At 62.4% G+C, this 26,171-nt stretch carries 22 protein-coding genes; 13 read left to right on the top strand and 9 right to left on the bottom strand.

All coding sequences use genetic code 11. The features are described from left to right. Positions 1–5: 5 nt before the first annotated feature. A complete protein-coding gene (locus G6N73_RS02620) occupies positions 6–773 on the bottom strand; it encodes a GntR family transcriptional regulator (RefSeq protein ID WP_165022977.1) in 768 nt (255 codons plus the stop codon). Positions 774–1,205: 432 nt separating this feature from the next. Here G6N73_RS02620 and G6N73_RS02625 point away from each other — a divergent pair, with 432 nt between their 5' ends. The 6 genes from G6N73_RS02625 (at position 1,206) to G6N73_RS02650 (ending at position 6,678) form a co-directional block, all read left to right on the top strand. Beyond that, positions 1,206–2,381, top strand: a complete 1,176-nt coding sequence (locus tag G6N73_RS02625; RefSeq protein WP_165022980.1) for an ABC transporter substrate-binding protein — start codon at positions 1,206–1,208, stop codon at positions 2,379–2,381. 73 nt (positions 2,382–2,454) lie between these two features. After that, entirely contained in the window at positions 2,455–3,270 is an 816-nt protein-coding gene (locus G6N73_RS02630; RefSeq protein ID WP_206078637.1) for a branched-chain amino acid ABC transporter permease, read from the top strand. A 7-nt stretch (positions 3,271–3,277) separates the two neighbouring features. After that, the gene (locus G6N73_RS02635) at positions 3,278–4,264 is read left to right on the top strand and encodes a branched-chain amino acid ABC transporter permease (RefSeq protein WP_165022986.1); all 987 of its coding nucleotides are present in this window, start codon (positions 3,278–3,280) and stop codon (positions 4,262–4,264) included. Beyond that, positions 4,264–5,025 carry an ABC transporter ATP-binding protein gene (locus G6N73_RS02640; RefSeq protein WP_165022989.1) on the top strand — a complete coding sequence of 254 codons (762 nt, stop codon included), beginning with the start codon at positions 4,264–4,266 and terminating at the stop codon, positions 5,023–5,025. The genes G6N73_RS02635 and G6N73_RS02640 overlap by 1 nt, the downstream gene beginning before the upstream one ends. Beyond that, positions 5,018–5,731: an ABC transporter ATP-binding protein gene (locus G6N73_RS02645; protein ID WP_165022992.1), complete on the top strand. Its 714-nt coding sequence runs from the start codon at positions 5,018–5,020 to the stop codon at positions 5,729–5,731. The genes G6N73_RS02640 and G6N73_RS02645 overlap by 8 nt, the downstream gene beginning before the upstream one ends. Before the next feature lie 95 nt (positions 5,732–5,826). After that, on the top strand, positions 5,827–6,678 hold the full coding sequence (locus G6N73_RS02650; RefSeq protein ID WP_165022995.1) for an NAD-dependent epimerase/dehydratase family protein: 852 nt from the start codon (positions 5,827–5,829) through the stop codon (positions 6,676–6,678). A gap of 94 nt (positions 6,679–6,772) precedes the next feature. Here the strand turns inward: G6N73_RS02650 and G6N73_RS02655 are convergent, their stop codons facing one another. From G6N73_RS02655 to G6N73_RS02675, 5 genes are all read right to left on the bottom strand, one after another. Beyond that, the gene (locus G6N73_RS02655) at positions 6,773–8,788 is read right to left on the bottom strand and encodes an aldo/keto reductase (RefSeq protein ID WP_165022999.1); all 2,016 of its coding nucleotides are present in this window, start codon (positions 8,786–8,788) and stop codon (positions 6,773–6,775) included. A 65-nt stretch (positions 8,789–8,853) separates the two neighbouring features. After that, entirely contained in the window at positions 8,854–9,942 is a 1,089-nt protein-coding gene (locus tag G6N73_RS02660) for a sn-glycerol-3-phosphate ABC transporter ATP-binding protein UgpC (protein WP_165023002.1), read from the bottom strand. A 10-nt stretch (positions 9,943–9,952) separates the two neighbouring features. After that, positions 9,953–10,789 carry a carbohydrate ABC transporter permease gene (locus tag G6N73_RS02665; RefSeq protein ID WP_165023005.1) on the bottom strand — a complete coding sequence of 279 codons (837 nt, stop codon included), beginning with the start codon at positions 10,787–10,789 and terminating at the stop codon, positions 9,953–9,955. Further along, on the bottom strand, positions 10,786–11,643 hold the full coding sequence (locus G6N73_RS02670; RefSeq protein ID WP_165023008.1) for a carbohydrate ABC transporter permease: 858 nt from the start codon (positions 11,641–11,643) through the stop codon (positions 10,786–10,788). The genes G6N73_RS02665 and G6N73_RS02670 overlap by 4 nt, the downstream gene beginning before the upstream one ends. Positions 11,644–11,709: 66 nt before the next feature. Next, positions 11,710–12,981: an extracellular solute-binding protein gene (locus G6N73_RS02675; protein WP_165023011.1), complete on the bottom strand. Its 1,272-nt coding sequence runs from the start codon at positions 12,979–12,981 to the stop codon at positions 11,710–11,712. 103 nt (positions 12,982–13,084) lie between these two features. Between G6N73_RS02675 and G6N73_RS02680 the strand changes: the two genes are divergently transcribed. After that, a complete protein-coding gene (locus G6N73_RS02680) occupies positions 13,085–13,951 on the top strand; it encodes a helix-turn-helix domain-containing protein (RefSeq protein WP_165023579.1) in 867 nt (288 codons plus the stop codon). A 41-nt stretch (positions 13,952–13,992) separates the two neighbouring features. Here G6N73_RS02680 and G6N73_RS02685 read toward each other — a convergent pair whose 3' ends face one another. Beyond that, positions 13,993–14,841, bottom strand: coding sequence for an AraC family transcriptional regulator (locus G6N73_RS02685; protein WP_165023582.1), 849 nt, complete (start codon positions 14,839–14,841; stop codon positions 13,993–13,995). Between the two features lie 236 nt (positions 14,842–15,077). On the opposite strand from G6N73_RS02685, the gene melA (G6N73_RS02690) reads away from it, so the two are divergent. The 6 genes from melA (G6N73_RS02690) (at position 15,078) to melA (G6N73_RS02715) (ending at position 24,153) form a co-directional block, all read left to right on the top strand. After that, complete coding sequence (gene melA, locus G6N73_RS02690) at positions 15,078–16,550, top strand: alpha-galactosidase (RefSeq protein WP_165023014.1); 1,473 nt, start codon at positions 15,078–15,080, stop codon at positions 16,548–16,550. 176 nt (positions 16,551–16,726) lie between these two features. Beyond that, complete coding sequence (locus G6N73_RS02695) at positions 16,727–18,811, top strand: ABC transporter substrate-binding protein (RefSeq protein WP_165023017.1); 2,085 nt, start codon at positions 16,727–16,729, stop codon at positions 18,809–18,811. A gap of 123 nt (positions 18,812–18,934) precedes the next feature. After that, positions 18,935–19,948 carry an ABC transporter permease gene (locus G6N73_RS02700; RefSeq protein ID WP_165023019.1) on the top strand — a complete coding sequence of 338 codons (1,014 nt, stop codon included), beginning with the start codon at positions 18,935–18,937 and terminating at the stop codon, positions 19,946–19,948. After that, on the top strand, positions 19,945–21,072 hold the full coding sequence (locus G6N73_RS02705) for an ABC transporter permease (protein ID WP_165023022.1): 1,128 nt from the start codon (positions 19,945–19,947) through the stop codon (positions 21,070–21,072). Before G6N73_RS02700 ends, G6N73_RS02705 begins: the two co-directional genes overlap by 4 nt. 13 nt (positions 21,073–21,085) lie before the next feature. Continuing rightward, positions 21,086–22,756: an ABC transporter ATP-binding protein gene (locus G6N73_RS02710; protein WP_165023025.1), complete on the top strand. Its 1,671-nt coding sequence runs from the start codon at positions 21,086–21,088 to the stop codon at positions 22,754–22,756. Positions 22,757–22,779: 23 nt separating this feature from the next. Next, the gene (melA, locus tag G6N73_RS02715; protein WP_165023029.1) at positions 22,780–24,153 is read left to right on the top strand and encodes an alpha-glucosidase/alpha-galactosidase; all 1,374 of its coding nucleotides are present in this window, start codon (positions 22,780–22,782) and stop codon (positions 24,151–24,153) included. 46 nt (positions 24,154–24,199) lie between these two features. Here melA (G6N73_RS02715) and G6N73_RS02720 read toward each other — a convergent pair whose 3' ends face one another. Next, positions 24,200–25,408, bottom strand: a complete 1,209-nt coding sequence (locus G6N73_RS02720; RefSeq protein WP_165023032.1) for an MFS transporter — start codon at positions 25,406–25,408, stop codon at positions 24,200–24,202. A gap of 235 nt (positions 25,409–25,643) precedes the next feature. Then, entirely contained in the window at positions 25,644–26,141 is a 498-nt protein-coding gene (locus tag G6N73_RS02725; protein WP_165023035.1) for a class I SAM-dependent methyltransferase, read from the bottom strand. Between the last annotated feature and the right edge of the window lie 30 nt (positions 26,142–26,171).

The following is a 26,171-nucleotide window of genomic DNA, read 5'->3' on the forward strand; positions in this document are numbered from 1 at the left end:
CATTGTCATCGGACCTTGCGAATGAGCGCGCCGCCCGGCACGCGTTCGAGCGCCTTCTCATGGTGCAACGCAAGCCTGAGATTCCGGCCGGCGAGGCGGGCGTGTTCCTGCATGATCGCTTCGGCGCGAGCACCCTCGCGATTGGCTATCGCCTCGACGACGCAGCGATGCTGATCCTGGGCGACAAAAAGGACCCTGTGCGATTCCGGCATCAGTGCCTGGGCCATGACAAAGCCGCTGGGAGAGGCGAAAGGCAGGGAAACCGCCCTTTCGATCTGCCGCTCCAGCGTCGGGCTTTCCGCCATATCGACGATGAGCGCGTGAAGGCGCGCATTCGCCGTCACGTAGCGGGAGAACCCTTCCTCGGTGGCAATGGCGGATTCGACCACCTCGTCGAGTTCCTGCAGGCAAGCATTGAGCGGTCCAAGTCGCGCCATCGAGCCGCGCTCCGCCGCAAGACGCGCGGCCAGACCTTCCAGCGTGCCGCGGATCTCGATGGCATCGAATACATCCTGCTGCGAGAAGGATTTCACCGCGAAGCCGCCGGAAGGAATGGTTTCGACGAGGCCTTCCTCTTCGAGCCGCTGCAGCGCCGCGCGAATGGGGGTGCGGGAAATCCCGGTTCGCTCCGCGACCGAAAGCTCGGAAATGCGTTTCCCTGGCGCGAGCGCGCCCTCAAGGATCAGTTCGCGCATGATGAGTAGGGCCTTTACCGTTCGCGACTGGCCCTTGTCGGCTTCCGACGCCGAAGGAAGCTCCGCCACCTGGCTCATTTTCTGACGCTCCATATTTTCATCCACAGAGCAATGACGCTGCCGCTGCATGCAGCCTGTATACTGTTCTGGCGTCTCTGCAGTGTCAACAGCGTCGTCGGTCGACGCTTACTTCCAAGCGCTTGTCACCAGTTCCACCAGATATGGGCGCCATGGCCGTGATCGCCACCTGGCCAGACCAAAGCAATGCCGGTTCGCGACAGAATGGGACCCCCCAATGCTTTGTCAGGCACAAATGTACCTTTTCGCCGCTCCTGTGCGCCGGAACCGACGCTCTGCAATCGTTGCGCGCTGGAGCTGCTCGCTGGCGCAAGCAATGATGGTCCCTTTGCCTGCGCCCCTTGGCTTATGAGGCAACAACTGTATACATTTGGTCGGCAGCCGTGAAGCGCTCACGGCTCGGGAGGTATGCAGGCAAGGGAGGATTTTGGCATGTCTATAAGAAGAACAGCTGCCGTAGTGGCCGTGGGCCTGGGTTTGTCCTCGGGTGCATTCGCGCAGGAAACCGTGAAGATCGGCGTCATCCTGCCCTATTCGGGTCCGTTCGCCGACGCCGCGAACCAGCTCGAGGCCGGCATCAAGCTCTATATGCAGCAGAACGGCGATGAGGTCGCCGGCAAGAAAATCGAGATCGTCCGCAAGGATACCGGCGGCCCGGCGCCGGACGTCGCCAAGCGTGTCGCCCAGGAACTGGTCGTGCGCGATCAAGTTGACATCCTCGCCGGTTTCGCGCTGACGCCTGAAGCACTCGGCGCGGCGGACGTTTCCGCGGAGGCCCAGAAACTGATGGTGGTGATGAACGCCGCCACGTCGGTCGTCACCGAGAAATCGCCCTATATCGTCCGCACATCGGTGACGATCCCGCAGGTCAACTACGTCTTCGGCAAATGGGCGGCCGAGCAGGGGGGCATCAAGGAGGCATACACGCTCGTCTCCGACTACGGGCCGGGCCATGACGCTGAAAGCTCGTTCTCGAAAGGCTTCACCGAGGCCGGCGGCAAGATCATCGGCTCCGACAAGACGCCGGTCGCCAATCCGGATTTCTCTGCCTTCGTCCAGCGCGTGAAGGACGCCAATCCTGAAGCCGTCTACGTGTTCATTCCCGGCGGCGCACAGCCGGCGGCCCTCGGCAAGGCGCTCGCCGACCGCGGTCTCACGCCCCCCAGCGTCAAGCTTTTCGGCCAGGGCGAGCTGACGCATCCCGAAGCGCTTGAAAGCATGGGTGAGACGGCAAAGGGCATCATCACGACGTTCCACTATACGCTGGAGCGCGACGATCCGTTGAACAATGAATATGTGAAGGCTTATCGCGATGCGAATAACGGGCGCAGCCCGGATCTGTTCTCGATAGGCGGCTATGACGGGATGCACCTCATCTACGAGGCGCTGAAGAAGACAAATGGCGACGCCAGCGGCGACGCGCTGCTGGAGGCGGCCAAGGGCATGTCCTGGATGAGCCCCCGCGGGCCGATGTCCATCGACCCCGAGACGCGCGACGTCGTGCAGACCGTCTACATCCGCGAGGTGAAGGAGGTTGACGGAGAGCTCCAGAACGTCATCATCCACGAAATCCCGGACGTGAAGGATCCGCTGCACGGGGCGAAGTAGCACGAACCGGGTCCAAGGGCGGATCGTGATCAGTCAGCTTGCCATCGTCCTCTTCGACGGGTTCGCCTTCGGAATGCTTCTGTTCGTCCTGTCCGTGGGCCTCTCCGTTACGCTCGGGCTGATGAACTTCATCAACCTTGCGCACGGTGCGTTCGGCATGCTGGGCGGCTATGTCGCCGTGACGGCTATGCGCGGGCTCGGCCTGCCCTTTCTCGCCGCACTGCCGGCCGCCTTTCTTGCGGCCGCAGCAATCAGCATCCTACTCGAGCGGACGCTCTTTCGCCGGCTCTACAGGGCCGGCGAACTAAACCAGGTGCTGTTCACCATCGGCGTGGTCTTCGTCGCCACCGCGATGGCGACGTACGCCTTCGGCACAGTCCAGCAGGTGATCCAGCTTCCCGGCTGGCTGCGCGGCTCGGTCGAGGTCGCAGGGCTGCGGCTCGGCGCCTATCGGATATTCATCATCGCCGTGGCGCTGGCCGTCACCGGGCTTCTCGTGTTCGGGCTGGAACGCACCCGGCTCGGCGCCCGCATACGCGCTGCGGTGGACAATCAGCGCGTCGCCCAGGGACTGGGTCTCGATGTGGAGAAGATATTCGCCGTCACCTTCGCACTTGGCAGCGGGCTGGCCGGCCTCGGCGGGGCGCTGGCGATCGAGATCGTCGGGCTCGATCCGTCCTTCGGCTTCCATTATCTCGTCTATGTGCTGATCGTGGTCTCTGTCGGCGGTCTCGGCTCGGTCGCGGGCTCCTTCTTCGGCGCTGCCTTGTTGGGAATCTGCGATGTGGCCGGCAAATATTTCGTGCCGGAGATCGGCTCGTTCCTCATCTACCTGCTGCTCGTGGCGATCCTCTTCGTGCGGCCGCTCGGCCTGTTCGGGAGGCGTTAGCTGCGCAATGACGGTCGAGACGCCCACACTCGCTGATCCGCACGACTGGTTGGAGCGCAAGGGCCGTTGGTCGGCCTTCGAGATCGCCTTTTGGGTCGCGTCACTGCTGCCGTTCTTCCTGTTTCAGACATACCTGCCGCTGGCCAGCCAGATCGCCGTCACCGCGCTTTTCGCCGTCTCCGTCGATCTTGTGCTTGGCTATGCCGGCATCATAACGCTCGGCCACGCAATGTTCTTCGGTCTCGGCGCCTATGCGGCCGGCCTGATCAGCAAGGCCGGCTGGGGCGAACCTCTGACCGGCCTCATCTTTGCGGCGGCCTTCGCCGGACTGGTCGGCTACGTCGCGAGCTTCATCATCGTGCGTGTCCAGCACCTCGCCCTGATAATGATCACCCTCGGCCTCGGCTTCCTGACCTATGAACTGGCCAATTCGATGAGTTGGCTGACCGGTGGCACGGACGGCCTCCAGGGCGTCGAGACCTGGCCGATCCTCGGCGTCTTCCGCTTCGATCTGTGGGGCTACACCGCCTATGGCTACGCGCTTGCCGCGCTCTTCCTCGGCCTCGTGCTCAGCCGGCGTATCGTCCATTCCTCCTTTGGTCTTTCGCTTCGCGGTATTCGCGAGAACGTGAGACGCATGCCGGCGGTCGGCTCGGATTATCGCGGCCACCTGCAGAAGATCTACACAATTTCGGCTGCCGTGGCCGGCTGCGCGGGCGCGTTGCTTACCCAGACCACCGACACCGTTTCACTCGACACGTTGAGCTTCCAGCGGTCCGCCGACGTGGTGGTGATGCTGATACTCGGCGGCACCGGGCGTCTTTACGGGGCTGTGATCGGCGCCATCATCTTCATGGTGGCGCGCGACCAGCTCGCCGACATGAACCCGCAATATTGGTACTTCTGGATCGGACTGCTGCTGATGGTTGTCGTTCTCGTCATGCCGAAAGGCATCCTCGGCGGCTTGGCGCGGCTCGCGGGCGAGCGCGACTGATGGAGACGCAACAGCCAGCCCTGCGCACCGAGGCGCTGTGCAAGAGCTTTGGCTCGCTCAAGGTGGCGCGCGACGTCACCATCGAGTTGCCGCGCGGCGCGCGGCATGCGCTGATCGGCCCGAACGGCGCCGGCAAGACCACGCTGATCAACCTGATCACCGGCGAGATGCGCGCCGATTCTGGGCGCATCGCGCTGGACGGCAGGGATATTACACAGGACCCGACGATGGCGAGGGTACGCTACGGTCTGACACGTACCTTCCAGATCAACACGCTGTTTCCCGACCTTGCGCCGATCGAGGCGGTCACGCTGGCGATCTGCGAACGCGAGCGGCTCGCCGGGCAGTTCTGGAAAGGCCTCACCGCTCATCGCGAGGCAATCGACGAGGGCTTTGAGATCCTGCGCCAGTTGCAACTCGCCGAGGTCGCGATCCGCCCGACGCGCACCTTGCCCTACGGCCAGCAGAGGCTGCTGGAGATTGCGCTGGCGCTCGCCACCAGGCCCAAGGTGTTGCTCCTCGATGAGCCCGCTGCGGGCGTGCCGAAGGGCGAGAGTGCGGCGCTCTTCAGCGTCATCGCCGCGCTTCCCGATGACATCTCCGTGCTCTTCATCGAGCACGATATGGATATCGTCTTCAGCTTCGCAACGCGCATCATCGTTATGGTCTCTGGCGGCGTGCTGCTGGAGGCCGAGCCTGCGGTCGTGCGCAGCGACCCGCGGGTCCGCGAAGTCTATCTGGGGCGAGCCAGCCATGCCTGAGCCGCTGCTGGAATTCCGCGATGTGCGCTCCGGCTACGCGGAGGCCGTCGTGCTGGACGGCGTGTCCTTTGCGCTGCCGGCGCATGGCAGCCTCGCCGTGCTCGGCCGCAATGGTGTCGGCAAGACGACGCTGCTTCTGACTGCAATGGGATTCGTCCCGCTGGTGCGCGGCTCGGTCCTGTTCAACGGCAGGGACATTTCGCGCCTGCCGCCGCACAAGCGCGCATGGATGGGCCTCGGTTGGGTGCCGCAGGAGCGCGAGATCTTTCCTTCGCTGACCGTCGAGGAGAACCTGAAGGTGGGATGGCGGCGCGGCCGCTGGGATCTCGACGCTGTCTACGGGCTTTTTCCCCGGCTGAAGGAACGGCGCGTCAACATGGGCCACCAGCTTTCCGGCGGCGAGCAGCAGATGCTGACGATCGCCCGCACGCTGATGACAAATCCCGCTGTCCTCCTGTTGGACGAGCCGCTGGAAGGGCTTGCACCCATCATCGTCGAAGAACTCACCGCTGCGATCCGCCAGATGGCCGAGGATGGAATTGCGCTTGTCCTGATTGAGCAGCACGCCAACGTGGCGCTCAGGCTGACGAAGGAGGCGGTGCTGATCGAGCGCGGGATTATCGCCCACCGCGCACAGTCGTCGGACCTCCTCGACAATCCCGGCATGCTGGATCGCTATCTCGGTTTGCGCCTGCAAGAGCGGTAGGGACCCGGCGCCGCCAAAGATGTGCCATAGCAATGGCCATAAATTTTCGCCATTGTCGCGCCCAATAGCAGTTTCGAACGCAGGGGAGATGGCAAATGACGCGTGTGGTCGTAACAGGCGGTAGCGGCAAGCTCGGCCGTGCATGCGTGGAGGACCTGCTGAGCCATGGCTATGAGGTCTTGAACGTGGACGCCATGCCGCCCGCCAAGGAAAATTGCCCCTTCGTACAGGCGGACCTGACCGATTTCGGCCAGGCATTCGAAGTTCTGGCGGGGGTCGATGACCGGCTTGGCGAGATCGAAGCGCTCGTCCATCTGGCAGCGATCCCGGCGCCCGGCAAGCAGCCGAACGCGGCAACCTTCAAGGTCAATACGCTCAGCACCTACAACGTCTTCGAGGCAGCCCGGCGCCTCAAGATCCGCAATGTCGTCTGGGCGTCGAGCGAAACCGTGCTCGGTCTTCCGTTCGACAAGCCGCCGCCCTATGCCCCTGTGGACGAGGACTATGCCGGCCGGCCCGAGACCGCTTACTCGCTTTCCAAGCTGCTTGGCGAGGAAATGGCGAAGCAATTCTGCCGTTGGGATCCTGAGCTTAAGATCATCGGGCTGCGTTTCTCCAATGTCATGGAGCCTGGAGACTACGCGCGATTTCCTTCGTTCGACGCCGATGCCCGCCTCAGGAAATGGAACCTCTGGGCCTATATCGACGCGCGCGACGCCTCCCAGGCGATTCGAAGGGCGCTCGAAGCTCCGATCAGGGGCGCCGAAATCTTCGTCATCGCCAATACCGACACGGTCATGTCGCGGCCGAATGCGGAACTGATGGCGGAGGTCTATCCCGGCGTGCCGCTGGCGCAAGGCGCAAGCGGCAACGAGACACTGCTGTCGATCGAAAAGGCGAGGCGGCTTCTCGGTTACGAGCCGCAATACAGCTGGCGTGGAGGCTGAGCTTTGGACGAAAATGTCAAAGTTTCGGTAGCCCGTCTGACCGTTGCTGCCGAATGCAGTCGAGGCTCCGCTGCAGCAACTCACCGGTCCGGAGTCATTTGACCCCATCCAGCCATTTAAGATCATCCGGCGAAAGCGAGATGTCGAGCGCCCGCAGGCTGTCGTCAAGTTCGCCAAGCGTGCGCGGACCGATGAGCGGGATGGACGGGAACGGCTGCGCCAGCACATAGGCAAGCGCCACATGGATCGGGCTCTTGCCTAGCCTGGCGGCCAGCTCGACCGCACGGTCGCGGCGGCCGAAATTCCTGTCGGAATACCAGACGCGCACCAGTTCCTCGTTTTTTCGCTTGTCGCGACCGGCGCGGTCGGTGAAGAAGCCGCGGCCCTGGCTCGACCAGGCAAAGTTCGGCATCTGCCGGGCTGTGAGCCAGGCCTTCCATTCGTCGCTGGAGGATGTGACACAACCCGGCCAGATCGGCTCAAGCATCTCGGCGAGCGAGAAATTGTTGGACAGCGCACCGGGCCGCTGCTTGCCGTTCCTGTCGGCATAGGCGATCGCCTCGTCCATGCGCTCGCGCGTCCAGTTCGAGCCGCCGAATGGTCCGCGGATGCGGCCTGCCTTCACCTCGGCGTCCATCGCGTCGACGAACTCGCCGACCGGCACATCCGGATTGTCGCGGTGCATGAAATAGATGTCTACATAGTCGGTCTTGAGCCGATCGAGCGACTGGGTGAGTTGCTTGCCGATCACGTCCGGATAGCAGAGAGGCGTATGCGCGCCCTTGCCGATTACGACGGAGGTTTCGCGCACGCCGCGGTTTTTCAGCCAGTCGCCCAGCAGCGCTTCGGTCTTGCCGGCGCCATAGACGAAGGCGGTGTCGAAGAGATTGCCGCCGGCTTCGTAGAAGGCGTCGAGCAGTATCGAGCCCGACGAGAAAGTGCGGAAATCTTCGAAGCCGAGCGCCAGAACCGAGGCCGGACGGGCAAGGCCGGGTATCCGGCGTTTGGGAATAGCGGTTCCATTGGGGCCGAGCTTCCGCCCGGAGATCGTGTTGACCCGCCTTTCGGTCTTTTCGACGTCGTATTCGAGCCGGACGGCCGCGCGCCATTTGTCGAGCACGGTAAGATTGCCGATGCTGTCGGCCCAGCCCATGCCGGGCCACGCGAACTCCTGCTTTCCCGCCAGAATGGCATCGCCAGCGGCATCGACTTCGAAGGCGTAGAGCCAGCCGCTTTCGGCGACCTCGACAATCTCGCTGCCGTTACCCGGCCGGATGATGCTGATTTTTCCAGTGCCGCCTTCCTTGCCACCGGCGTACCAGAAATCGGCGACTTCTATGCGGCCCGTGGTGCCGAAGATCCGGAGCACATTGTCCTGGTTCAGGGAGATGCTGCAGGAAACTTCCGCGACGATGCCGTTCGGGAAACGCAGCAGGGCGGAGGCCCATTCGTCGACGCCGGACTTGCCGAGATGGGCTGTGCCGCGGACCTTGTCCGGCTCCAGGAAGAGCTGCCCGGCAGCGGCGCCGGCGATCAGCCGCGCCATCGAAACAGGATAGCCGCCGACATCGAGAATGCCGCCGCCGGCGAGTTCGTTGGAATAGAGCCGGTGTTCGGGCATGAAGCCGGGCATGGCGAAGCCGAAGCTCGACTTGATCATGCGCACCTCGCCGATGACGCCGGACCTGACCAGTTCCACCAGCTTCAATGTCTGCGGATGCAAGCGGTACATGAAGGCTTCGCCGAGGAACGTGCCGGCCTTGCGCGCGGCATGGATCATCGCTTCGGCCTCGAAGGCGGTCAGCCCCATCGGCTTTTCGCAAAGCACATGCTTGCCGGCTTCGGCGGCCCTGATCGCCCATTGGGCGTGGCTTGGATGCGGCATGGCGATATAGACCGCGTCGATGTCCGGGTCACGAAGCAGCGCTTCGTATCCCTCGACGACGCGCGCGCCCGGGAAAGCCTCGGCAAGGCCGGGCCTGCCTGGATTGCGGGTGGCGATGGCCGCCAGCCTGCCGGTTCGCGAATGAGCGACGCCGCCGGCAAACGCCTTGGCGATATTGCCCGGCCCGAGAATGCCCCAGCGTACGGGTGAAGACGCAGAATTCATGAAAATCTCCTTGGATGAAGCCGGGCAAGCCCGGTCGCCGCGCCGCTGCGGCGGATGCAAACAGGTCAGCGCAGCCTCAGGCCGGCGCTGTCGAACAGGTAGGTATGGGTCGCCCGCAGCGAGACGGTCATCCGGTCGAGGCTTGCCTCATGCCGCGATTCCTCGCGCTCGATGACAAGTTCCTCGCCGCCGCCGGCATTGGCGTAGACGTAGCTGGTCGACCCCAGATGCTCGGCAACGTCGACTTTGACCGTGATGTCGCTGTCGCCCCTGCCGGCCAGCCCGAAATGCTCGGGGCGCACGCCAAGCACGACCGCCGCGCCGATTGCCGGCAGCGGACCGCCGAGAGGCTTTCTCAGTAGCGCGCCGCCCTGGTTGGCGAGCTTGACCGTGACTACGCTGCTGCTGTTCTCCACGACCGTGCCGGCCATGAAATTCATCCGGGGCGAGCCGACGAAGCCGGCAACGAACTGATTGTTAGGGTCGTCATAGAGATCGAGCGGGCGGCCGATCTGCTCGATATTGCCGGCGCGCAGCACGACGATCTTGTCGGCCAGCGTCATCGCCTCGGTCTGGTCGTGCGTCACATAGATCATGGTGACGCCGAGTTCCTTGTGCAGGCGCGCGATCTCGACCCGCATCTGCACCCGTAATTCGGCGTCGAGGTTGGACAGCGGCTCGTCGAACAGGAACACCTGCGGGTTGCGCACGATGGCGCGGCCGATGGCGACACGCTGGCGTTGCCCGCCGGACAATTGCCGCGGCCGGCGGTGCATGAGTTCGGAAATGCGCAGGATATCGGCGGCCCGGCTGACACGGCGTTGCGTGTCGGCCTTGTCGTTGCCATTCATGCGCAGGCCGAAGGAGAGGTTCTGTTCGACCGTCATATGCGGATAGAGCGCGTAGGACTGGAACACCATGGCGATGCCGCGCTCGGCGGGCTCGACATCGTTGACGACCCTGCCGCCGATCACGATCTCGCCGGCCGAGATATCCTCGAGCCCGGCGATCATGCGCAGAAGGGTGGACTTGCCGCAGCCCGAGGGACCGACGAAGACCACGAATTCGCCGTCGGCAACTTCCAGGCTGGCGCCGTGGACGACGCTCATCGTACCGAATTTCTTGACGACGTTGTTGAGCGAAACTGCGGCCACGCGGCCCCTCCTATTTGACCGCGCCGGCGGAGATGCCGGCGACGAAGTGGCGTTGCAGGGCGACGAACAGGACCAGCATCGGCGCAGTCAGCATCACCGCGCCGGTCATGATGCCGCCCCAGGAAACCTTGGTCAGTCCGATCAGGCTGCCGAGCGCCACCGGCGCGGTCATCATCGCCGGCTTGCTGTTGATCAGCAGCGGCCACAGATAGTTGTTCCAGCTATGGAGGAAGAGAATGATGGACAGCGCGGCGACTGCCGGCCTCGCCAGCGGCAGGCCGATGAAGAGAAAGATGCGCCATTCCTTGACGCCTTCGACGCGGGCCGCGTCGAACAATTCATGCGGCATCATCGAGAAGGTCTGGCGCATGAACAGGACGCCGAGCGAATTGAACAGCGGCGGCACGATCAGCGCGAACAAGGTGTTGTGGAGCCCGAAGTCGCGCGCCACCATGATGAATTGCGGAATGACGACGACGAAGTAAGGCAGCGTCAGGGTGCCCAAAATCGTCGCCAGCACGACGCCCTTGCCCGCGAAACGGTAACAGGCGAGCGACCAGCCGGCCATCGAGGTCAGGGCGACGGACAGGAAAGTGTAGGCCGCGGCAACCAGGATCGAGATCGTGGTCGCCCGGATGAAGCCGGTGTCGCTCTCCAGAAGATTGAAATTCTCGACGAATTGGTCGGACGGCGTGAGGATGATGTCGCGGCTGAAGATGCCATTTTCCGGCAGGGTCGAGAAGACGAACATCATCCACAACGGGAACAGCCAGATCAGGGCGAGCGGAAAGAGCGCCGCGTGGAGCGCGATCCCGCGCCTGCGTTCGGCAGAGGATTTGCTTCTCATTCGCGTTCCTTTCCAAGCCAGAGATTGAGGAGCGAGATGGCGACGGCGAGAGCGGTGATGGTGTAGGCAATCGCCGATGCGTAGCCGAAATTGAAGGCGCCGAAGCCTTGGCGGTAGAGGAATAGTCCGAGCGTCTCGGTCGCCTGGCCGGGGCCGCCCCGATTGGTGATCAGGAACGGCTCGGAGAAGAGCTGCATCGTGCCGATGACCGAGATAACCACGCAGAGCACGATGACGGGCTTGAGCAGCGGCAGCGTGATGTAGAAGAACTGCCGGACCTTCGAGACGCCGTCCAGCGTCGCGGCCTCGTAAACGTCCTCCGGTATAGATTGCAGCCCGGCGAGGATAATGATGGCGTTGTATCCTGCCCAGCGCCAAGTGAGCGCGATGATGATCACCGCCATCGCCGCATTCGGATCGGAAAGCCATGGAATGCTGGCAAGGCCGGTGGCCACCAGCAACTTGTTGATGATGCCGAACTCATTGAACAGCAGGCGGAACATCGCAGCATAGGCGACCTCGCCGACCACCACAGGCGCAAAGAAGGCGAAGCGGAACAGCCCCCGAGCCTTCAGGATCGGCGAGTTCAGGAGGACGGCAAGCACCGTCGCCAGCGCGATCATGACCGGCACCTGGATCACAAGTATCAGCAGCGTGTTCCAGAGCGCGTTGGCGAAAGCCGGATCGACGAGCAGCCGGCCCCAGGTCATCCGGGGATTGAATGTCCAGTTCGCCGACCGGGTGTTCAGGAAAGACAGCCAGAACGAATTGGCGATCGGCCATATCCAGAACGTCAGGAAGACGAGCAGATAGGGTGTCAGGAAGGCATAGGCCGTCCGCGTGCGTAGCCGCATGATCGGATTCCAGGTGCGGTTGGATGGCCGGGCGGGCCAAGGGCCCGCCCGGCCGCGCCGTCGCTTCTATTCGGCGATCGGCAGCCCGGTTGCGCCCGCGATCTGGTTGGCCGCGTCGTCGAGCGCGGTCTTCGCGTCAGCATACTCGCCGTTCAGGTATTTGAGCTGCGTGGCGACCATGATCTTGTCGGCGTCCTGGAAGAACGGCGTACCGCGGCTGGGCTTGACCTTGGACAGCGTGGACAGGATGTCGACCCACACCTTTTGGCCGCCCCAATAGGGCTGTTCCGCTTTCACATACGGGTCGTCCAGCGCGCTGAGCAGCGAAGGCACCAGGCCGAACTCCTTCAGCATGGTCACCTGGCCCTCATTGGTCCCGAGCGAGTAGTTCAGATACGCCCAGGCGGCTTCCTTGTTCTCAGAGGCCGAGGTGATGGCGAGCGAGGAGCCGCCGAGATTGGCGGCGCGCGGCCCGTCGGCGGTGGCGGAAGGCATCAGGTAGACGCCCCATTTGCCGGCGAGGTCCGGCGCGGTCGAGCGGATGGTTCCCTCGTACCAGCCGCCATACATCTGCGTGGCCACTGTGCCGGCCTTGTTGGCCTGGATCTTCTCGTCCCAGGTTCCGGCGATCAATTCGCCGGCATCCTTAAGCGCCTTGACCTTCTCCAGCGCGGTCACGCAGCCCGGCTGGTTGACCGTGATTGCCTGGGAATCCTTGCTGTAATAGCCGCAGCCCTGCTCGTTCGCGATCATACGGAAAAATTCGGTGTCGCCGTTTATGTCGGCCTGAGTCATGGTGACGCCGGGATTGGCTTCCTGGATCTTCTTGCCCGCGGCGATGAAATCGTCCCAGGTCTTGATCGTTGCCGGGTCGATGCCGGCCTTCTCGTAGAAGTCGCGGCGGTAGAACATGGCGACGGGACCGGAATCCCACGGCATCGCGTAAGCCTTGCCGTCGACTTCGAGTTCGGTGCGCTTGAAGTCGGGGAATTTCGCCGCGATCTCGTCGGTGTAGCCCAGCGTCTTCAAGTCGACGAAGCAATCGGGAAACTGGCTCCAGAAGATTTCCGATTCGTGGTTTTCGATCGAAAGGATGTCCGGGAGCCCGGCGCCGCCGGCGGCGCATCCCGCGAGCGTCTTGTCGAAAGTCTGCTGGTTTCCGAGGTCCTCGACCGTGACCTTCACGTCAGGGAACTGCTTGTTGAAGCCGGCGACCGTGGCCTTCAGCGAGGAAGCGGCGATGTTCCAGCTCCAGATGGTGATTTCCCCCGATTGCGCGAAGACCGGGCCGGAGCCCAGGGCAAGCATAAGCGTGGCGCATGCCAGTTTGGTACGCATGAAGTCCTCCCATTTCGTTTGCTCTCAGCGTGAGCGAGGTTAGACTAGGCGGAAAAAAGGGGCTGTCCTCGACAAAGGGAAAGTGGAGTTGGCGGAAAGTAAGATATCGGATAGGCCGTTCTACCAGCCAGGCGCCAGCAGTGTGGAAGGCTGGCCGCTGGTTCTGCAGATGTTCCACACTCGTCCGCTGGTGATGCTCAAGCCGCATTGGCACGCGCAGGTCGAGGTCAATTTCATTGTGCGCGGCAACGTGCACTACCGTATGAACGATCACGAGATTTCCCTTTCGGCGGGCGACATGTGCCTGTTCTGGGGCGGCCTGCCGCACCAGATGGACGAGGCGTCCGATGACGCCGTCTACGCCGGTGCGCACCTGCCGCTGGTGCATTTCTTCCGGCTGCATCTGCCGGCCGATATCCGGCACCGCCTGATGACGGGCGCCGCACTGGTGACCAACGCCACCGATCCGTCCGACGATCACAATTTCGAGCGCTGGAACCGCTATGCGCGTTCGGGCGATCCCGTCAAAGCCCAGCACGCCGTCAACGAGCTTCTGTTGCGGCTGGAGCGGGTGCGGTTCGAGCCCTACCGGCTCGTGCCCGAAGCCTTGACCGGCGGGGACGTCGCCGGCGCCTTCGATCAGCAATCTTCGCGCAATGTCGGGCGCATGTGCGACTTCATCGCCGAGAATTTCCTCTACGAGATCGACTCCGTCGATATAGCGGAAGCGGCCGACATCCATCCCAAATACGCGATGAACGTCTTCAAAAAATCGACCGGCATGACGCTGAACGAATACGTCAACCTGCTGCGTCTCAGCTACGCGCAGGCCCTGCTGATGAAAGAAGACGCCAATGTGTTGCGGGTCGCCATGGAGAGCGGCTTCGGCTCGCTGAGCGCCTTCAACAAATCCTTCCGGAAGCTCGCCGGAATGTCGCCATCCGACTTCCGGCGGGTGGCGATCAGGTAAGAAAGCCCCATCGACAGCCGATTAGCCAGTCGCCATTGGCTTTATGATGCTGCCGGAACGCTCGCATACATTCCGGTGGTGCGGAATTCAGTCGGGCTGGCACCGAAGAAGCGGCGGAACACTTTGGCGAAATAATTCGGATCCTCGAAGCCGGACATGATGGCGACTTCCTTGACAGAGAGGTCAGCCGTCTTTGTCAAAAGCTTGGTCGCTCTTTGCAGCCGCTTGCGCAGCACGAATTCGGCTGGTGGCATGCCTTCGCTGGCCGCAAAGACGCGCGAGAAGTGCGCCCGGCTGAGACCGGAGACCTTGGCCAGGTCCCCGACCGGGAGGGGCTGGTCCAGATTGGCCGCGATGTGATCGATGACGTGCTGCATCGTGCGGTATTCCAGGCTGAGCACGGGATGCGAGCCGAATACGTCATCGAAAAGCGCCATCGCCGCCTCATAGGCTATCGCCGAGGCGCTGCCCGGGGCATCGGCGCCGCCTGATATCAAACGCAGGCTGCAATCGGCGAGATGCTCGATCGTCTCCGGCTTCAACTTCAGGATCGGACCTGTCGCGGCGAGGATGGCCTTGTGAATGCGCAGGGCCTCGTCGCCGTTCATGGAAATCCAGAAGAACTCCCATCGCCCGTTCTGTTCCAGCCAGTAGCGGTGGTTGTGCGGGATGAGGAGCAGAAGCGTCTCGCCCTCGCGGATCCGGTAGTTGCGGTTCTCGTATTGCAGGTTGCCGGCGCCGGCGATCGTATGCTGCAGCACCGTAAACGGCGTTTGCCCGCGCTTGCGGCCATCCCAGTCGTAGCTCGCATCCGTGCGGATTTCATAGCCCGTGCTGGTCGGCATGGTGTGAAGGCTGTGGCGTCCGCGCGGCAGCGAAACCGTGCGCATGCCAGCGCCGTTGTCGATCAGTTTCTTGAGCACAAAATTACCCTTGAAAGCATAATACCTCTCTAGCGAGGCTCCGCATTATGCGCATACTGATCCCAAACATGGCAAGATGGCCGAATGAAACGGCATCACAGGGAGGAAGCAAAGGCATCGCGGCGCTCGTGCAACCGCCGGTTTCGGTGCTTTGATTTTACCCTGCCTATTCTAATTCATTCTATAGCAGAGACGAGGACGGCGTGAGCAGCTTCAAGATCGCTATCATCGGAGCCGGCAGCGTCGGCTTCACCAAAAAACTCTTCACCGACATTCTCTGCGTGCCGGAGTTCAGCGACGTCGAATTCGCGCTTACCGACGTGAGCGAGCATAATCTCGGCATGATCAAGACGATCCTCGACAGGGTCGTCGAGGCCAACAGGCTTCCCACCCGTGTTACCGCCACCACGGATCGCCGCAAGGCGATCGAGGATGCTCGCTACATAATCAGCTGCGTGCGCGTTGGTGGGCTCGACGCCTACGCCGACGACATCCGCATTCCGCTCAAATACGGCGTCGACCAGTGCGTCGGCGATACGATCTGCGCCGGCGGCATTCTTTACGGCCAGCGCAACATCCCGGTCATTCTGGATTTCTGCAAGGATATCCGCGAACTCGCCGAGCCTGGCGCGAAATTCCTGAACTATGCCAATCCGATGGCCATGAACACCTGGGCGGCGATCGAATACGGCAAGGTCGATACCGTCGGTCTCTGCCATGGGGTCCAGCATGGGGCCGAGCAGATCGCCGAGATCCTCGGCGCCGAGGAGGGCGAACTCGACTATATCTGCTCCGGCATCAATCACCAGACCTGGTTTGTCGACCTTCGCGTCAAGGGCCGTAAGATCGGTAAGAACGAACTCGTCTCCGCCTTCGAGGCACATCCGGTGTACTCTCAGCAGGAAAAACTTCGGATCGACGTGCTGAAGCGCTTCGGCGTCTATTCGACGGAAAGCAACGGCCACCTGTCGGAATACCTGCCCTGGTACCGCAAGCGGCCGGAGGAGACTGCCAAGTGGATCGACATGTCAGACTGGATCCATGGTGAAACCGGCGGTTATCTGCGTTATTCGACCGAAACCCGGAACTGGTTCGAAACCGAGTTCCCGCAATTCCTCGAAGATGCGGGAAAGCCCATTGATCCGGCGCGCCGCTCGAACGAGCACGCCAGCCATATTTTGGAGGCGCTCGAGACCGGGCGGGTCTATCGCGGGCACTTCAACGTCAAGAACAACGGCGTGATCACCAATCTTCCATCCGACGCCATCATTGAATCGCCCGGCTTCGTCGATCGCTTCGGCATCAACATGGTGGCGGGGATCACGCTTCCGGAAGCCTGTGCCGCTACCTGCATTTCGTCCATCAATGTCCAGCGCATGTCAGTCCACGCGGCGATCTCCGGAGACATTGATCTCCTGAAACTGGCCGTGCTGCACGATCCGCTGGTCGGCGCCATCTGCACGCCGGAAGAGGTCTGGCAGATGGTCGACGAGATGGTGGTGGCGCAGGCTGAGTGGCTGCCGCAATACGCCCATGCGACCGAGGGAGCCAAGGAGCGGCTGAGCCGGGCGACGGTAAAAACGCGGGAATGGAAGGGCGTCGCCCGCCGCGAGGTTCGGTCTATCGAAGAGATCAGGGCCGAAAAGGAAGCCATGAAGTTGCGCGCGGCTGGCTGAGCCATTGGTTGCGATAAGCCAATGTCCGGAGAACCGGGCGGACAGGCTGCATCTCGGCAATGCGCCTACGCACTGCGCTGTCATTTATGAAAGCGGAATACCGCTTCGTTCGATGCTTGTAGGAGGAGGGCCATGCCATCGCGGCAGGCCTGAAGCATAAGGGAGAAACCAGGACAATGAACATTTCTTGCCGAATGAAAACCGTCGCCGCGCTTCTGCTTGGCGTATCGGCGTTCACCATCCATGCCTCGGCCTCCGAGCCGACCGTCGTGCCCGAACCGCCGCCGTTTCCGGCGCAGGGCAAGATCAACTATGTCGCGCGTGACTCGATCCTCGAGTTCAGGGCCTTGCCGGAATATAGCGAGCCGGAATGGGTCACCGAAAAATTCGTCAAGACCGGAAAACTGCCGCCAGTAGCCGAGCGCCTGCCGAAGGAGCCGATGGTCTTCAAGACGGGCAACATGCCCGACGGCGTCGGCGTCTATGGCGACACGATGCGCCATGTGATCGGCGGCAGGCCCGAAGGCTGGAACTACAGCGCCGGCCAGACGCAGGGCTGGGGCGGCATCGATATCGGCATGTTCGAGTGCCTGACGCGCACTGCGCCGCTCTTCCAGGTCGAGGCCGGGGACGTCGAGCCGCTGCCGAACCTGGCCAAAAGCTGGGAGTGGTCGGAAGATGGCCGCACCCTGACAATGAAACTGATCGAAGGCGCAAAATGGTCGGATGGCGACGCCTTCGACGCCGAGGACGTGATGTTCTACTGGGACGACAACGTCGTCGATCCGAACGTCTCGCCGCTGAACGGTGCGACGCCCGGAACCTTCGGAGAAGGCACGACCTTGAAGGCGATCGACAAGTACACGATCGAATGGACCTTCAAGGACGCGTTCCCGCGCCAGCATCTCTATACGATGGCCTACGGAACCTTCTGCCCCGGCCCGTCGCATATTCTGAAGACCAAGCATCCAAAATATGCCGGCACCACCTATGACGAATATAAGAACGGGTTTCCGCCGGAATACCTGAACACGCCGGTCATGGGCGCCTGGGTGCCTGTCGCGTACCGCTCGGACGACGTTATCGTGCTTCGCCGCAACCCCTACTATTGGAAGGTGGACGAAGAGGGCAATCAGCTGCCCTATCTCAACGAACTGCATTACAAGCTGTCGACCTGGGCCGACCGCGACGTCCAGGCGATCGCCGGTTCCGGCGATTTCTCCAACCTGGAGCAGCCGGAAAATTTCGTGGAATCGCTGAAGCGCGCCGCACAAGAAACGGCTCCCGCGCGACTGGCCTTCGGCGCCCGCCTGATCGGCTACAATCTGCGCATGAACTTCTCTGCCAATGGCTGGGGCGAGCCGGACGAGCGGGCGAAGGCAGTGCGCGAGCTCAATCGCAACGTCGATTTCCGCAAGGCCGTGACCATGGCCATCGATCGCAAGAAGCACGGCGAATCCCTCGTCAAGGGGCCCTTCACCGCGATCTATCCCGGCGGCATTTCCTCGGGCACGAGCTTCTACGACCGCGCCTCGACTGTGTACTATCCGTTCGATCTGGAAGGCGCCAAGGCGCTACTGGAGAAGGTCGGGTTGAAGGACACGGACGGCAATGGCGCCGTCAATTTCCCTGCTGGCACAGCGGGCGGATCAGACGTACAGATCGTGCTTCTGGTGAATTCCGACTACAGCACCGATCGCAATCTCGCGGAAGGTCTGGTCGGCCAGATGGAGCAGGTCGGTCTCAAGGTCGTGCTCAACACCATCGACGGCGCGAAGCGTGACGCAACACAGTATGCCGGGCGCTTCGACTGGCTCGTCCGCCGCAACGATCAGGAACTGACCTCGGTCGTGCAGAATACGACCCAGCTTGCCCCGACCGGTCCGCGCACGAGCTGGCATCACCGGGCAGGAACGGATGGCACGGTCGATTTGATGCCCTTCGAGCAGGAACTCGTGGACATCGTCAACAAGTTCATCTCCAGCAACGACAATGACGAACGGGCTGATCTGATGAAGCAGTACCAGAAGGTCGCGACGACCGAGCTGGATACGATTGGCCTGACCGAATATCCGGGCGCGCTGATCATCAACAAGCGTTTCTCCAACATTCCGGAAGGCGCGCCGATCTTCATGTTCAACTGGGCCGAGGACACGATCATCCGCGAACGCGTCTACGTCGCCGCCGACAAGCAGGGCGACTACGAGCTGTTCCCCGAGCAGCTTCCCGGCAAGCCCGGTGAAAGCGGCCCGATCAACTGACTGTAGTCAATTTCTCCTCCGGCGGGCATCCGCCGGAGGAGAGGCTCTGAATTGAACCGTGGAGATACCGCGCCTTGCGAAGGAGCGGCATCGCCACGAGCCACAAGAGAAGCAAACACGATCATGTTCAGATTTCTGCTTGTGCGTATCGCGTCGGCGATTCCGGTCCTCTTCGTCCTGAGCGTCGTGACATTCGCGATCATCCAGGCGCCGCCGGGCGACTACAGCGACTACATCCGCTCGCAACTGATCAACCAGGGCGGCGCGTCCTTCGAGGAGGCTGACGCCCAGGCGCAGGCCTACAAGATCGCCCACGGGCTCGATAAGCCCTTGCCTGTCCAGTACGTCAACTGGATCACCGGCATCGTCACCCGCGGCGATTTTGGCCACAGCCTCTTCTACAATAAGCCTGTCGCCGATGTGGTCGGCGAACGTTTGCCCCGTACGCTGGCGCTGGCGCTCGTCTGCCATATCCTGGCATCGGTGATCGGCATCACCTTCGGCGTTCTGGCGGCAACCCGGCAATATTCCTGGGTGGACAGCCTGCTGTCGGGGATCTCGTTTCTCGGAATGACGGTGCCGCGCTTCCTGATGGCGCTGATCATCGTCTATGTCCTGGTGTTTCACTTCAACGTCACGGAAATCAACAGCTTCCATTCCGCCCGCTACGGCGGGGCGCCCTGGTCGTGGGGCAAGTTCGTCGACCTGGTCAAGCATGTCTGGCCGGTGATCGCGATAGCCACTTTGGGCGGGCTCGCCTACAACATGCGCGTCATGCGGGGCAATCTGCTCGATACGCTGAACGCCCAATATGTCGAAACGGCCCGGGCCAAGGGCTTGAGCGAGCGCACGGTGGTCATGCGCCACGCCGTGCCGAACGCGCTACATCCGCTCGTCATGTATCAGGGTGTCGTGATGCCCTACATGCTGACCGGCGAGATCGAGACCGCGATCATCTTCGCCCTGCCGACGGTTGGCCCGGCCATCGTCGGCTCGATGTGGGTCGGTGACGTCTATGTCACGGCGACGTTCATGCTGGTTCTGTCGGTGACCCTGATCGTCGGCAACATCATTGCCGACATGCTGCTCGCCGCGCTTGATCCGCGGGTTCGCCTTGGGGGAGGGGCCGACGCATGAAAGCCGACGTCCAACCCACAATCTCTGCCGCCGTGCCGCTGGCCAAAGGCCATGGCAACGAAACCTATACCGCGCTTGTCTGGCGCCGCCTCAAGCGATCCTGGACCGGCATGATAGGCCTGATCCTCGTCTGCCTCCTGATGGTCATGACGATATTCGCGGAGTTCTTCGCACCCGTCGATCCGAAGCTGACCGGCGTCGGCTTCGCGCCGCCACAGACCATCAGCATGACGGATCGGGACGGGAATTTCGTCTTTCCGCCGCGGACCTACCAGATTCGTGAGACCGAGGAATTCGACCCCGTCACGTTCCAACCGATCGTAGGCCCGGACTATGAAAATCCGCAGACGTTGGGCTTTTTCGTCAAGGGATTCGAGTACAGGCTTTTCGGCCTGATCCCGGCGCAGCGGCATTTCTTCGGCGCCACCGACGGAAGCCCGGTCAATTTCCTCGGCACCGACAAGTTCGGCCGCGATGTGCTGTCGCGCATCATCTATGGTTCGCGCATCTCGCTGATGATCGCGCTCACCGTGGTGTTCATCATCACGGTCGTCGGCACGACGGTCGGCATGGTGTCGGGATATTTCGGCGGAAGGCTCGATGCGTGGGTGCAGCGCTTCGTCGAGCTGGTGCTCGCCTTTCCGCAACTGCCGCTTTATCTGGCGCTCACCTCGCTGATCCCGGTGACGGCGCCGACCAACGTCTTTCTCGCCTTCGTCATTTTCGTCATGTCGGCGCTCGGCTGGGCGCAGATGTCGCGTGAGGTTCGCGGCAAGACGCTGGCGCTTGCGCGGATCGACTATGTGCGGGCGGCGATGGCGATCGGCGCAACCGACCGCCGGATCATCTTCCAGCACATTTTCCCGAACGTCATGAGCCACGTCATCGTCGCCGTGACGCTGGCAATCCCGAATGTCGTGCTGCTGGAATCCTTCCTCGGCTTCCTCGGTTTCGCGGTAAAGCCGCCGCTGATCTCCTGGGGACTGATGCTGCAGGACACCGCGACCTATTCCGTCATTGGATCCTATCCCTGGATCCTCGCCCCCGTGGGCTTCGTGCTGGTCACCGTCTTCGCGTTCAATGCGCTGGGCGACGGCCTTCGCGATGCCGTCGATCCTTATTGAGAAGGCCAGGACCATGGCTCTGACGGAAAAGACCTCGATGGCGCCCGACGAACGCTGCGATCATGCGGCGAGGACAGGCTCCCCGATCATCGACGCCCGCAATGTCGCGGTGACCTTCAAGGTGGAAGGCGGAACGGTCGACGCGGTCAAGGACGTCTCCTTCCAGCTCTATCGCGGCGAGACCATCGCGGTGGTCGGAGAATCCGGCTCTGGCAAGTCGGTGACGGCGCGCACGGTCATGGGCCTGCTCACCAAGCGAGCCACGGTGGCCGGGCACTCGCGGATCGAATATGACGGCAAAAACGTGCTGAAATTCTCCGACCGGCAACGCCGGGCGCTGCGCGGCGACCGCATTTCGATGATCTTCCAGGAGCCGATGAGCTCGCTCAATCCGGTCTACACGGTCGGCGCGCAGATCATCGAGGCCATCCGCGTGCATCAGAAGATGAGCCGCAAGCAAGCTGCCGAGCGTACGCTGGACCTGTTGCGGCAGGTACAAATTCCGGACCCGGAAAGCCGCTTCAACCAATATCCGCACCAGCTTTCCGGCGGTCAGCGCCAGCGTGTCATGATCGCCATGGCGCTTGCCAACAATCCGGACGTGCTCATCGCCGACGAGCCGACGACGGCGCTCGACGTCACCGTGCAGGCGCAGATCCTGAACCTCATCCGTGACCTGCAGCAGAAGCTCGGCATGGCGGTGATCCTGATCACCCACGATTTGACCGTCGTTCGTCAGTTTTCGGACTACGTTTATGTCATGAGCCAGGGCGAGGTGAAGGAGCACAACACTACCGAAGCGCTCTTCAAAAGCCCGCAGCATCCCTATACGCGCCATCTTCTGGCGTCTGAACCCAAGGGCATGGCCAATCCGCCGCCGGTGGACTCCGCCGTCATTCTCGAGGGTAGCAACGTGCGGGTGTCGTTCATGCTGAAGCATGGCGGATTTTTCAAGCCGCGGCTCAAGGAACTGGTTGCCGTCGACAGCCTCAACCTGAAGCTTCACCGGCACGAAACGCTAGGGCTGGTCGGCGAATCCGGGTCCGGCAAGACGACGTTCGGGCAGGCGCTGGTGAAGCTCCTGACGGCAGACGGCGGCGAAATCTTCTTCGACGGCGAACCCATCCACGCCAGGACCCGTGACCAGATGCGGCCGCTCAGATCGCGCATGCAGGTCGTTTTCCAGGACCCGTTTTCCTCGCTCAATCCGCGCATGTCGGTCGGCCAGATCATCGAGGAGGGGTTGATCGTCAACAAGCTTGGCGACAACAAAAGCGATCGGTTGCAGCGTGTAGAGCAGGCCCTTATCAGCGCCGGGCTTCCGCACAACATCCTCTCGCGCTTCCCGCACGAGTTTTCCGGCGGCCAGCGCCAGCGCATTGCCATCGCACGTGCAATCGCGCTGGAGCCGGAATTCATCCTGCTCGACGAGCCGACCTCGGCGCTCGATCTCTCCGTTCAGGCCCAGATCATCGATCTCCTGCGCAAGCTGCAGGACGAACGCGGCCTGAGCTACCTCTTCATTTCCCATGACCTGAAAGTCGTGCGCGCGCTTTGTCACCGGGTGGTGGTGATGCAGCACGGCAAAATCGTCGAGGAGGGGCCGGTCGACGAGGTTCTTTCCCATCCAAAGACCGCCTACACCGAACGGCTCGTCAAGGCCGCGTTCGAAGTAGCCGCATAAATCGCAGACAAGAGGCGCAATTCATGGCGAGACAACCCAAGATCACCTTCATCGGGGCCGGCTCCACCGTCTTCATGAAGAACATCATCGGCGACGTGCTGCAGCGGCCGTCTCTTTCCGGCGCGACGATCGCGCTGATGGACCTCAACCCGCAGCGTCTCGAAGAGAGCGAGATCGTCGCCGGAAAGCTGGTGAAGACGCTTGGTGCGAAGGCGACGATCGAGACGCATTCGAGCCAGCGCAAGGCCCTCGAAGGCGCCGACTTTGTAGTCGTCGCCTTCCAGATCGGCGGGTACGAGCCTTGCACGGTCACCGATTTTGAGGTGCCGAAGAAATACGGCCTGCGTCAGACGATCGCCGACACGCTCGGCGTCGGCGGCGTCATGCGGGGCTTGCGCACCGTGCCGCATCTCTGGAAAATCTGCGAAGACATGATGGCTATCTGCCCCGACGCCATCCTTCTGCAGTACGTCAACCCGATGGCGATCAACACTTGGGCGATCGCGGAAAAATACCCGCTCATCAAGCAGGTCGGTCTCTGCCATTCGGTGCAGGGAACGGCTTTCGAACTCGCCCGCGATCTCGAAATTCCACTCGAGGAAATCCGCTACCGCGCCGCCGGCATCAATCACATGGCCTTCTACCTGAAATTCGAGCACCGGAAGGCCGATGGCAGCTATCGCGATCTTTATCCGGATCTGGTGCGCGGCTACCGCGAGGGACGTTTCCCTAAGCCGAGCCATTGGAACCCGCGCTGCCCTAACAAGGTGCGCTACGAGATGCTGACGCGGCTTGGCTATTTCGTCACCGAAAGCTCGGAGCATTTCGCCGAATATACGCCCTATTTCATCAAGGACGGCAGGCCCGACCTGATCGAGAAATTCGGCATCCCGCTCGATGAATACCCCAAGCGCTGCATCGAGCAGATCGAGCGCTGGAAGGGGCAGGCGGCCGCGTACCGGAGCGCCGAAACCATCGAGGTCGAGGAGAGCCATGAATACGCGTCCTCGATCATGAATTCGGTCTGGACCGGCGAACCCTCGGTCATCTACGGCAACGTCCGCAACAATGGCTGCATCACCTCGCTGCCGGAAAATTGCGCGGCCGAAGTGCCGTGCCTGGTCGATGCGTCCGGCGTCCAGCCGACCTTCATCGGCGCCCTGCCGCCGCAACTGACGGCGCTGATCCGCACCAACATCAATGTGCAGGAACTGACGGTGCAGGCTCTGATGACGGAAAACCGCGAGCATCTCTATCACGCGGCGATGATGGATCCGCATACCGCCGCCGAACTCGACCTCGACCAGATCTGGTCGCTCGTCGACGACCTGCTCGCCGCGCACCGCGACTGGATTCCGGAATGGGCACGCGTCTCGAAAAAAGTGCGGGCAGCGTGATCCGCATGGCTACTCGTCCCCGTCGACCGTCGGCGGATGTCAGGACTCAGCCGGCGAACGCCGGCTGAGTTTTGGGGAATGGTCTGAAGGTCAAGGCGATCAGGAAAGCGCCGATACCGATGCCCCAGGCGCCGATATAGAGCCACGCATAGCTGTCGAACGTGTCGTAGATCAGCCCTCCGGTCAATGGGCCGGTCGCCATGCCCAGGCTGCCGGCCATGGCCGTGCCGCCGATGACGGTTCCCATCATCCGCAGCGGAAAATTTTCGCGCGCGATGACCGCATACAATGGCATGACGCCGGCGTAGATAAAACCGACCAGCGCCGCCACGGCGTAGAACGGGCCAAGCTGGCTCACGAAGACATAGCCCAGCACGGCGAAGGCCTGCAGGAACAGCCCCCAGACCAGAGTGCGCTTGGCGCCGAACCGGTCGCCGAACAGGCCGAAGGCTACGCGGCCGCCCAAACCCGCCAACCCTTCCACGCTGTAGATCGAAACCGCCGCAACCATCGGGATGCCGCAGGTGATGGCGTAGCTCACCGTATGGAAAATCGGGCCCGAATGCGTGGCGCAGCAGAAGAAATTGGTCAGAAGCAGTATGATGAACTGGGGCGATTTGATCGCCTGCCCGACGGACATTTCCGACTGCGGCTCACGAGCCGCAGAAGCTACGGCATTGCGGGCTTCCAGGGCCGGTGGGCGTCGCACAAGCAAGGCTGTGGGGATCATCACCGCCGCCGTGATGCCGGCGATGATCAGAAGCGACGTTCTCCAATCGTAGACGGTCACCAGCCACGCAGCGAGCGGAGACATGGTCATCGGCGCCATTCCCATGCCGGCCGATACGAGTGACACGGCGAGGCTGCGGCGCGTGTCGAACCAGCCGGTCACGCAGGCCATCATCGGCGCGAAGATCGCGGCGGCTGAACCGCCGACCACCAGGCCGAAGACGAGCTGAAATCCGATGAGCGATGTCGCCTGGCTTGCCATAGCGAGCGCCGCCGCCAGGACGACCGACCCGGTCAACACGACGGCGCGAGGACCCCAGCGATCGGACAGGCTGCCCCAGGCCATGCTCCCCAACGCCATCGCGAGGAAGCCGATGGTCATCGCGCTGGACACCCCGGTAACGGACCAGCCGGTGTCCCGCGAGATCGGCAGGAGAAAAACAGGCAGTGAAAACATCGCGCCTATCGCCGCGCAGCCCAGAAGCCCGCCTGCGGGGACAATCACCCAACGGTAGGGAATACTCATATCCATTTGCTCCTCACGGCTCAGAGACGAGGGTTCGGCGCGTAATTCCGCGCCGTCCACGCTCTAGAGACGTTCGGGACGCGTCGAATTCTACAACGATGTTCGAATTTTTTGACGGCGTCTGCGTCCGAGAGATCGCGTGAACCCGGCGCGCGCTCTCAAACGCACACTGCGACCGCAGGGGTAGGAATTCGCGACTTCGCTCAGGCCGGTATCCGTTGTCGCCGCCTGCTCGTCATCCGTTGCGGTAGAGAAAATAGCGACCCTCGCGCGCGCCAGCCGGAAGCGGCATCGGTCGCATCCCTTCCAGTTCGAGCGGCATATCGGAGAGCACGATGGCTTGAGGGGCGAGCACTGCCGGCAGGCGCCGGCTGAGCACGGCGCGCATAGCTATGTTGCGCTCCTCATCATAGGTGCCCATGTCGGCATGGGCCAATATGACCTGTCGGGGGAAGCGGTGTGCCGAAGCCGCCAGCGTGTCGTCGATGTCACCGAGGATCAGCCGGTCGTCGGGCGGGGTGCAGTCGTCGAAGCAGTCGATCTCGCGGTCGAGCACGTAGATGTCGCGGTCCGGCAGGTGGGTACGCAGATGGTCGTAGGTACGGCCGTGGCCGAGCCCCATCTCGAACACGATGCCTGGAAGGCAGGAGATCTCGCCGAACGCCCAGCCAAGGCAGGCATACTGCGCCTCAAGCCTGAACAGCAATTTATCGAGCCGCGTCAACTGGTTCATGGTGTTTCCGGATTGGAGTTGGTCTGACCG

Origin of the sequence: Allomesorhizobium camelthorni, from assembly GCF_011045125.1 — a bacterium.
Lineage (GTDB): Bacteria > Pseudomonadota > Alphaproteobacteria > Rhizobiales > Rhizobiaceae > Allomesorhizobium > Allomesorhizobium camelthorni.

Excerpts from the sequence above, each read along its gene's own strand:
- G6N73_RS02655 (WP_165022999.1), bottom strand. The coding sequence starts at position 8,788 with ATGAATTCTGCGTCTTCACCCGTACGCTGGGGCATTCTCGGGCCGGGC.
- G6N73_RS02635 (WP_165022986.1), top strand. The coding sequence starts at position 3,278 with ATGACGGTCGAGACGCCCACACTCGCTGATCCGCACGACTGGTTGGAG.
- G6N73_RS02700 (WP_165023019.1), top strand. The coding sequence starts at position 18,935 with ATGTTCAGATTTCTGCTTGTGCGTATCGCGTCGGCGATTCCGGTCCTC.
- G6N73_RS02650 (WP_165022995.1), top strand. The coding sequence starts at position 5,827 with ATGACGCGTGTGGTCGTAACAGGCGGTAGCGGCAAGCTCGGCCGTGCA.
- G6N73_RS02705 (WP_165023022.1), top strand. The coding sequence starts at position 19,945 with ATGAAAGCCGACGTCCAACCCACAATCTCTGCCGCCGTGCCGCTGGCC.
- G6N73_RS02720 (WP_165023032.1), bottom strand. The coding sequence starts at position 25,408 with ATGAGTATTCCCTACCGTTGGGTGATTGTCCCCGCAGGCGGGCTTCTG.
- G6N73_RS02670 (WP_165023008.1), bottom strand. The coding sequence starts at position 11,643 with ATGCGGCTACGCACGCGGACGGCCTATGCCTTCCTGACACCCTATCTG.
- G6N73_RS02725 (WP_165023035.1), bottom strand. The coding sequence starts at position 26,141 with ATGAACCAGTTGACGCGGCTCGATAAATTGCTGTTCAGGCTTGAGGCG.
- G6N73_RS02695 (WP_165023017.1), top strand. The coding sequence starts at position 16,727 with ATGAACATTTCTTGCCGAATGAAAACCGTCGCCGCGCTTCTGCTTGGC.
- G6N73_RS02620 (WP_165022977.1), bottom strand. The coding sequence starts at position 773 with ATGAGCCAGGTGGCGGAGCTTCCTTCGGCGTCGGAAGCCGACAAGGGC.
- G6N73_RS02625 (WP_165022980.1), top strand. The coding sequence starts at position 1,206 with ATGTCTATAAGAAGAACAGCTGCCGTAGTGGCCGTGGGCCTGGGTTTG.
- G6N73_RS02685 (WP_165023582.1), bottom strand. The coding sequence starts at position 14,841 with ATGCGCACGGTTTCGCTGCCGCGCGGACGCCACAGCCTTCACACCATG.
- melA (WP_165023029.1), top strand. The coding sequence starts at position 22,780 with ATGGCGAGACAACCCAAGATCACCTTCATCGGGGCCGGCTCCACCGTC.
- G6N73_RS02645 (WP_165022992.1), top strand. The coding sequence starts at position 5,018 with ATGCCTGAGCCGCTGCTGGAATTCCGCGATGTGCGCTCCGGCTACGCG.
- G6N73_RS02665 (WP_165023005.1), bottom strand. The coding sequence starts at position 10,789 with ATGAGAAGCAAATCCTCTGCCGAACGCAGGCGCGGGATCGCGCTCCAC.
- G6N73_RS02710 (WP_165023025.1), top strand. The coding sequence starts at position 21,086 with ATGGCTCTGACGGAAAAGACCTCGATGGCGCCCGACGAACGCTGCGAT.
- G6N73_RS02640 (WP_165022989.1), top strand. The coding sequence starts at position 4,264 with ATGGAGACGCAACAGCCAGCCCTGCGCACCGAGGCGCTGTGCAAGAGC.
- G6N73_RS02630 (WP_206078637.1), top strand. The coding sequence starts at position 2,455 with ATGCTTCTGTTCGTCCTGTCCGTGGGCCTCTCCGTTACGCTCGGGCTG.
- G6N73_RS02675 (WP_165023011.1), bottom strand. The coding sequence starts at position 12,981 with ATGCGTACCAAACTGGCATGCGCCACGCTTATGCTTGCCCTGGGCTCC.